The organism is Actinophytocola sp. (assembly GCF_050699915.1).
Classification (GTDB): Bacteria; Actinomycetota; Actinomycetes; order Mycobacteriales; family Pseudonocardiaceae; genus Actinophytocola.
This window is the reverse complement of record NZ_JBOHGA010000069.1, coordinates 22,754-28,930: the sequence shown is the minus strand read 5'-3', so window position 1 is coordinate 28,930 and position 6,177 is coordinate 22,754. Positions and strand designations below refer to the sequence as shown.

The 6,177-nt window shown below is 73.2% G+C and carries 8 protein-coding genes; 5 read left to right on the top strand and 3 right to left on the bottom strand.

The genetic code is table 11. The features are described from left to right. On the top strand, positions 1-737 hold a 737-nt coding region (locus tag ACRDSK_RS14935; RefSeq protein WP_431441396.1), incomplete at its 5' end, for an SDR family oxidoreductase. Here ACRDSK_RS14935 and ACRDSK_RS14930 read toward each other — a convergent pair. Next, positions 738-1,505 carry an SDR family NAD(P)-dependent oxidoreductase gene (locus tag ACRDSK_RS14930; RefSeq protein ID WP_431441394.1) on the bottom strand — a complete coding sequence of 256 codons (768 nt, stop codon included), beginning with the start codon at positions 1,503-1,505 and terminating at the stop codon, positions 738-740. Continuing rightward, positions 1,498-2,001, bottom strand: coding sequence for a cupin domain-containing protein (locus ACRDSK_RS14925; RefSeq protein ID WP_431441392.1), 504 nt, complete (start codon positions 1,999-2,001; stop codon positions 1,498-1,500). The genes ACRDSK_RS14930 and ACRDSK_RS14925 overlap by 8 nt, the downstream gene beginning before the upstream one ends. A gap of 891 nt (positions 2,002-2,892) precedes the next feature. Between ACRDSK_RS14925 and ACRDSK_RS14920 the strand changes: the two genes are divergently transcribed. The 4 genes from ACRDSK_RS14920 (at position 2,893) to ACRDSK_RS14905 (ending at position 5,483) form a co-directional block, all read left to right on the top strand. Further along, positions 2,893-3,303 carry a hypothetical protein gene (locus tag ACRDSK_RS14920; RefSeq protein WP_431441390.1) on the top strand — a complete coding sequence of 137 codons (411 nt, stop codon included), beginning with the start codon at positions 2,893-2,895 and terminating at the stop codon, positions 3,301-3,303. 75 nt (positions 3,304-3,378) lie between these two features. Continuing rightward, entirely contained in the window at positions 3,379-4,512 is a 1,134-nt protein-coding gene (locus ACRDSK_RS14915) for a phospholipase D-like domain-containing protein (RefSeq protein WP_431441388.1), read from the top strand. A 27-nt stretch (positions 4,513-4,539) separates the two neighbouring features. After that, positions 4,540-4,869 (top strand): Cd(II)/Pb(II)-sensing metalloregulatory transcriptional regulator CmtR, encoded by a 330-nt coding sequence (cmtR, locus tag ACRDSK_RS14910; protein ID WP_431441386.1) that lies wholly within the window; start codon positions 4,540-4,542, stop codon positions 4,867-4,869. Continuing rightward, complete coding sequence (locus tag ACRDSK_RS14905) at positions 4,866-5,483, top strand: cation transporter (protein ID WP_431441384.1); 618 nt, start codon at positions 4,866-4,868, stop codon at positions 5,481-5,483. Before cmtR ends, ACRDSK_RS14905 begins: the two co-directional genes overlap by 4 nt. On the opposite strand, the gene ACRDSK_RS14900 is transcribed toward ACRDSK_RS14905, so the two are convergent. Further along, on the bottom strand, positions 5,480-6,121 hold the full coding sequence (locus tag ACRDSK_RS14900; protein ID WP_431441382.1) for a class I SAM-dependent methyltransferase: 642 nt from the start codon (positions 6,119-6,121) through the stop codon (positions 5,480-5,482). The genes ACRDSK_RS14905 and ACRDSK_RS14900 overlap by 4 nt on opposite strands. Between the last annotated feature and the right edge of the window lie 56 nt (positions 6,122-6,177).

Here is a 6,177-nt window from a genome sequence, read left to right as displayed (position 1 = left end):
GCGCGACCCGGGCCGCCGGCACCCGCGCCCGCGTGGTGGGCCGGGTCCTCGACGTCACCGACACCGAGGCCGTGGCGCGCCTCGCGAAGGAGCTCGACGAGCGGCACGGCGGCGTGGATGTCGTGGTGTCCAACGCGATCGGTCCGCTGTCCCCGGACCGGTCGCAGGCCGAGCAGGCCGACGGGTTCATCGCCGTCTCGAACGGCGCCACGCACGCGATCCTGCGTTCCTTCGGCCCGGTGCTGCGGCCCGGCGGGCGGCTGCTCGTGGTGGCCAGCACGCTGGGCACGCTCGGCCAGCTCGACTCCCGGCTGCACCCGCTGTTCGACGGCGCCTCGCCGGCCGGCGTGGAGCGGGCGGTCGAGTCCTGGCGCGCGGCGATCCACGACGGCACGGCCGCGGCGCGCGGCTGGCCACGCTGGCTCAACGTGGGTTCCAAGGTGGCGCAGGTGGCCGCCGTCCGCGCGGTCGCGGCCGACCGCCGGGCGACCGACCTGGCCGAGGGCACGCTGGTCGCGGCGGTCTGCCCGGGGCTCGTGGACACCCGGGCGTCCCGGCCGTGGTTCGACGACTTCAGCCACGCCCGGACTCCCGCGGGGGCCGCCCGGCACGTCGTGGACCTGATCGTGAACGACCTCGACCCGGCGACCTACGGCGAGCTCGTCCGGTTCGGCCAGGTTCTGCCGTGGCGCGGCGGCAGCCCGCACCACCCGCAGGACGCGGGACTCATCGCCTGATCACCAGGACGGGTGCGCGGAGACGCCGCCGTCGACGGTCAGGTCGTGGCCGGTGATCCAGGACGCGAGCGGCGAGGCGAGGAAGACGCAGGCGTTGCCGACGTCGGCCGGGTCGCCGAGGCGGCGCAGTGGGGCGGCGCGGTGCCAGCGGTCGACGCCGTCGGGCCAGTCGTCGGCCAGGCCGGGCCGGTCGACGAGCCCGGGGGAGACGGTGTTGACCCGGATGCCGAGCGGCCCGTACTCGAGGGCGGCGCCGCGGGCGTGCATGACCAGGGCGGCCTTGGCGGCGGCGTAGTGGACGTGGCCGAACGCGGGCCGGGCCGCCTCGATCGACGCGATGTGCGTGACGCTGCCGCCGTCCCGCATGACCCGAGCGGCGGCCTGGGTGCAGGAGAACGCGCTGGTCAGGTTCGTGTCGAGCATCGTGCGCCAGGCGTCGGCCGTCATCGTCGCGAGGTCGGCCACGGGCTGGATGCCGGCGTTGTTGACCAGGGCGTCGAGCCGGCCGGACCAGGCCGCCGCGTCCTCGACGAGCCGGTGGCAGGCCCGGTCGTCGGTGAGGTCGGCGGCGAGGCCGACCGCGCGGCCGCCGGCCGCCTCGATCCGCTCGACCAGGGCCTCGGCGCGCTCGCGCGAGCGGTTGTGGTGCACGGCGACCGCGCCGCCCGCGGCCGCGAACCGCAGCGCGATGCCCTGCCCGAGCGTGCCGCCGGCGCCCGTCACCAGCGTCACCGTCCCGGTCAGGTCCGGCAGCGACGGGTCAGCCATCGGCGAACCGCCGCGGCGCGTCCGGCCGGCACAGCGCGCGGATGCGGTCGGCCGCGTCCGGGTAGCGGGCGCACAGCTCGCCGGCGTCGCCGCCCTCGTAGTCGGCGGGCACGAAGCCCGGCGCCATCGTCGTGCCACACAGCGACCACCGGCCGCCGGCCGTCACCTGCCCGCCCATCCAGGTGCCCGCCGGGACGGTGAGCTGCACGTGCCCGTCCGACCCGAGCACCTCGACCCGTGCGCCGCCGTCCGGGTCGAGCAGCAGCAGCTCCAGCGGGTCGCCGCGGTAGAAGTGCCACACCTCGTCGATGGGCAGCCGGTGCATCGCCGAGAACAGCCCGCCCTCGGCCGCGAGCAGCACGATGATCGCCGAGCCCGCGGGCCGACCCGCCGCGTCGGTCGGGCCGGCCCACGTCCGCCGGAACAGGCCGCCCTCCGCCGGCAGCGGGGACAGCCCGTACCGCGCGGCGATGTCCGCGACCTCCTCGCTCAGCACGGCGGCGATCGTAGCCACGGACGCGGCCACGGACCCGCCGCGCCTAGCAGGGCGGCTGCACGCCGGGCTCCTTCGGCCGGCTCCAGGTCCCGGTCTGACCGCGGTCCAGAGAGCCGGCCGGCAGGAAGCCCCAGCCGTGGCCCGGGACCCACACCACGAGCGCGCTGCCGTCGCGGACGGTGTAGCGGTACCAGACATGGGTGCCGGCGGGGATGGTGGCGGTCCGGCACGACTAGCTAGCTGTCCGCCGTCGTAGCCGACTCCGCCGGTCCAGCTGAGGTTCCAGTACAGCGGCGAGTCCACGAGCAGCGCCTTCTCCGTGCCGTGGGCCGAGCTCGACGGCGGCGGACAGTTGTAGTGGCTGCCGATGTTCGCGCCGTCGTTCGCGGCCAGCCAGTCGCGCTTGCCGGCGTCGCAGCGGTCGCCCTCGTCGCCGCCCGCCGGGGCGGCCCACCTGCCGGCGGTCCAGTCGAACTTGCCGCGGCTCGGGCCGATCCAGAGGCAGGCGTTGCTGTGGCCCCACGCGGTGCCCCACGCGTAGTTGCCGCGTTCTCGTCGGAGAAATACCAGGCGCCCTGCCGGTCGAAGGTCCAGGTGGGCAGCAAGCGGCCCATGTAGTAGCCCCCGGGCCGGATGGCGAGCAGCACGCCGCCCCCGGCGTCGACGTCCACGGTGACGCTGTGCCGGGAGTGGCGGCCCGTCCACTCTCTTGGCCGGCCGGCGGGCGCGCAAACCGTTCCGGGTGCGGGAAATCCCACCGGCGCTGGCCTGTGGATTTCGCTGACATGGGAGGACGGGGCGACATGGGTCGCATACGGACGGTGAGCCCCACCGACTTCGCCGACCACGCTGTCGCGGTACCAGACCGGTCGGGGCCTGCCGGACGAGGCGGTGCTGGCCGCCGTGCACCGGCAGGCCGAGCACCCGCCGATGCCGCTGGCCGAGCTCGTCGCGCTGCTGGCGCGGGCCAGCGGCCCCGAGCCGCGCCGGCCCTCGCGCCGGCCGGCCCTCGTCGCGGCGGCGGTCGTCGCGGTCGCGACGCTGGGCGTGCCGCTGCTCGTCGTCCTCGGCGAGCCGGCCGAGTCGTCGGTGCGGCGGCGAGTGTGCGCGCAGGACCTGCTGGTCCGTTCGGAGCCGGCCCGACCGAGCGCGGGCGCACGGCGGCTGGGCCTGCTGGAGCGCGGTGACGCCTTCGACCTGGAACGCACCTCGGCCGACGGTGTGTACGCGTACGGGTACGCTCACGGCTCGGTGAACATCAACGGCTGGGTGGACTCGCAGTGGCTGTGCCCGCCTGACTGACTCCTCGATCGAGTTACATCGCCCACGCATCGAGCGACTCACTGAATGCGGTTGTCGCTGAGAGTGAGGTGCGCTGTGGGGATACAACTGGGTGGAATCGACCTCTACGTCGGACCGAAGGTACTGGGCGCCGAAGACGACCTGGACGCCGTGATCCGTGACTTCATCGACGGGGCGAAGAAGTCGCTGCACATCGCGGTCCAGGAACTGGACTCGCCGACCGTCGCGCAGGCCATCCTCGACGCGGCCGCCCGGCCCAAGGATCCGCCGGTGACGCGGGACAGGTTCCTCGACATGCAGGTGATCCTGGAGGGCGACTACCTCACCGAGGAGACCGCGGCCGCCAATCCGCTCGTGCCGGGCGGGGCCAACGAGGTGAACCGGGAGCTGCACGCGGCGCTGCTGCGAGCGCGCGTCGACGTGATCACGGACCTGAACCAGAAGATCTTCCACCAGAAGTTCGTGGTACGAGACGCCGGCACGGACAACGCCGCGGTGTTGACCGGCTCGACGAACTTCACCCTCACCGACACCGGCACGAACCCGCCGAGCAACCGGAAACAGCGAGGCAACAATCTCAACAACGTCCTGATCCTGCACGGGAAGACGGTCGCCGCGCTGTACCTCGCGGAGTTCCTCCGGATGCGCGCCGGCACGTTCGGCGACATGCACGAGCGCGTCGAGCCGAAGCCGAGGGAGTTCCGGATCGGCACGGTGCGCGTCAAACCGCTGTTCGCGCCCAGGCACGGGCCCGAGATGGAGATCATGAAGCAGATGCTCAAGGCCAAGCAGCGCATCGACTTCGCGATGTTCACCTTCTCCCAGTCCAGCGGGATCGACGACACGATGAACCGGCTCGTCGGCCCGGGCCTGCCCATCCGCGGCGTGGTCGACCGCGAGCAGGGGGGAATGGCGTGGGCCGCGACCTCCGGACTCGAGGCCGCCGGTGTGCAGCTGTTCGAGAACACGAAGGACAACGGGGTGCGGAAGGTCCATCACAAGCTGATGACCATCGATGACGAGATCATCATCGCGGGCAGCCTGAACTACACGGACCCGGCCAACACCCTCAACGACGAGAACATCGTCGTCATCGGCGACCTGGAGGAGAAGGACCCCGCCGCCAGGGCGGACCAGCGCAAGCTGGCCGAGTTCGCCCGCGTCGAAATCGACCGCATCATCACCGACCTCGGCCGCGCCATCACTTGATACAGCGAGGACTGTACAGTCCTACGCATGCTGAAGTGTGTGACGCGCGAGGACGCGCTGGCCCGGCTGGGAAGGGCGCTGGCCGACCCGACCCGTTGCCGGATCCTGGTCGCACTGCTGGACGGGACCTGCTACCCCGCGCGGCTCGCCGAGCAGCTGGAGCTCACCCGCTCGAACGTCTCCAACCACCTCGCCTGTCTGCGCGGGTGCGGCCTGGTCGTGGCCACCTACGAAGGACGCCAGGTCCGCTACGCCCTCGCCGACGCGCACCTGGCGCGAGCGTTGCGGGAGCTCGTGCAGGTCGTCCTGGCGGTGGAGACCGAGGAGCCCTGCGACCCGGTCGAGGAGGGGCCGTGAACGAAGACGTCGCGCTCGCGCCGGCCCGCAAGGCAGTTCTGTCGCGGCGGGTGCGGCTGCTGGTGGCCGCGACGATCGCCTACAACGTCGTCGAGGCGGTCGTCGCCATCGCCGCCGGCACGGTCGCCTCCTCCACCGCGCTGATCGGCTTCGGCCTGGACTCGGTCGTCGAGGTCGCCTCGGCGACGGCCGTGGCCTGGCAGTTCTCCGGTACGGACCCGGAGGCCCGCGAGCGGGTCGCGCTGCGGGTGATCGCGGTGTCGTTCTTCGCGCTGGCCGCCTACGTCACCGTCGAGGCGGTTCGGTCGCTGCTCGGCGGCGAGCCCGCGGCCCACTCCACGGTGGGCATCGTGCTGGCCGCGGTGTCGCTGGCGGTCATGCCGGGGCTGTCGTACGCGCAGCGCCGCGCCGGGCGGGAGCTGGGCTCGGCGAGTGCGGTCGCCGACTCGAAGCAGACCCTGCTGTGCACCTACCTGTCCGGGATCCTCCTGGTCGGCCTGCTGCTCAACAGCCTGCTCGGCTGGTGGTGGGCCGACCCGGTCGTCGCGCTCGCCATCGCGGTCGTCGCGGTGCGCGAGGGTCGCGAGGCCTGGCGCGGCGACCACTGCTGCTAGGCCAGGCGACGTACCCGCACGACGTTGTCCTGCCGGTGGCCGGGCTGTCCGTCGGGCCCCGACATCTCGCGCTCGACGACCTCCTGCGTCTCCACGCGCCAGCGCGCCGGGTCCAGGTCCAGGGCGTCGAGGACGTCGGCGGTCGTCGGGAAATGGATCTCGTGGTCCGGGTCGTCGTGGTCCGGGGAAGCGTGCCACGACGGCGCCCCGGCGTGCCCCGCGACGAGCAAGGTCCCGCCAGGCGCGACCGCTTCGGCGGCCCGACGCAGGATCTTCTCCCGCTCCCCGTCACCCGCGACGGGGGAGTGGAAGAACTGGGCCGACACGAGGTCGAACTCGCCGTCCGGGAACGTCGCCGCGAGGTCGTGGCTCACCCACTCGATGCCCTCGACGCCGACGGAAGCGGCGTGCGCGGCCGCGCGGGCCAGCGCCGTCTCCGAGATGTCGACGGCGGTGACCCGCCAGCCCCGCTCGGCAAGCCAGATCGCGTCCGCGCCCTCCGCGCAGCCGAGGTCCAGCGCGGTGCCCGGGGGCAGCGGCTCGACCTCGCGCACCAGCAGCGGGTTCGGTCTCCCGGACCACACCTGCTCCCGCTCGCCGTAGAAGCTCTCCCAGAAGTCTCGCGCATCGTTGTCCATGACCGCACGATCCGCCGGCCACGCGCGGGAGGCGAGTTTTCTTGCGGTTTCGGCAA

Bases quoted from the DNA above. Each gene is read 5' to 3' on its own strand.
- cmtR (WP_431441386.1), top strand. From the start codon at position 4,540: ATGCTGAAGTGTGTGACGCGCGAGGACGCGCTGGCCCGGCTGGGAAGG.
- ACRDSK_RS14900 (WP_431441382.1), bottom strand. From the start codon at position 6,121: ATGGACAACGATGCGCGAGACTTCTGGGAGAGCTTCTACGGCGAGCGG.
- ACRDSK_RS14930 (WP_431441394.1), bottom strand. From the start codon at position 1,505: ATGGCTGACCCGTCGCTGCCGGACCTGACCGGGACGGTGACGCTGGTG.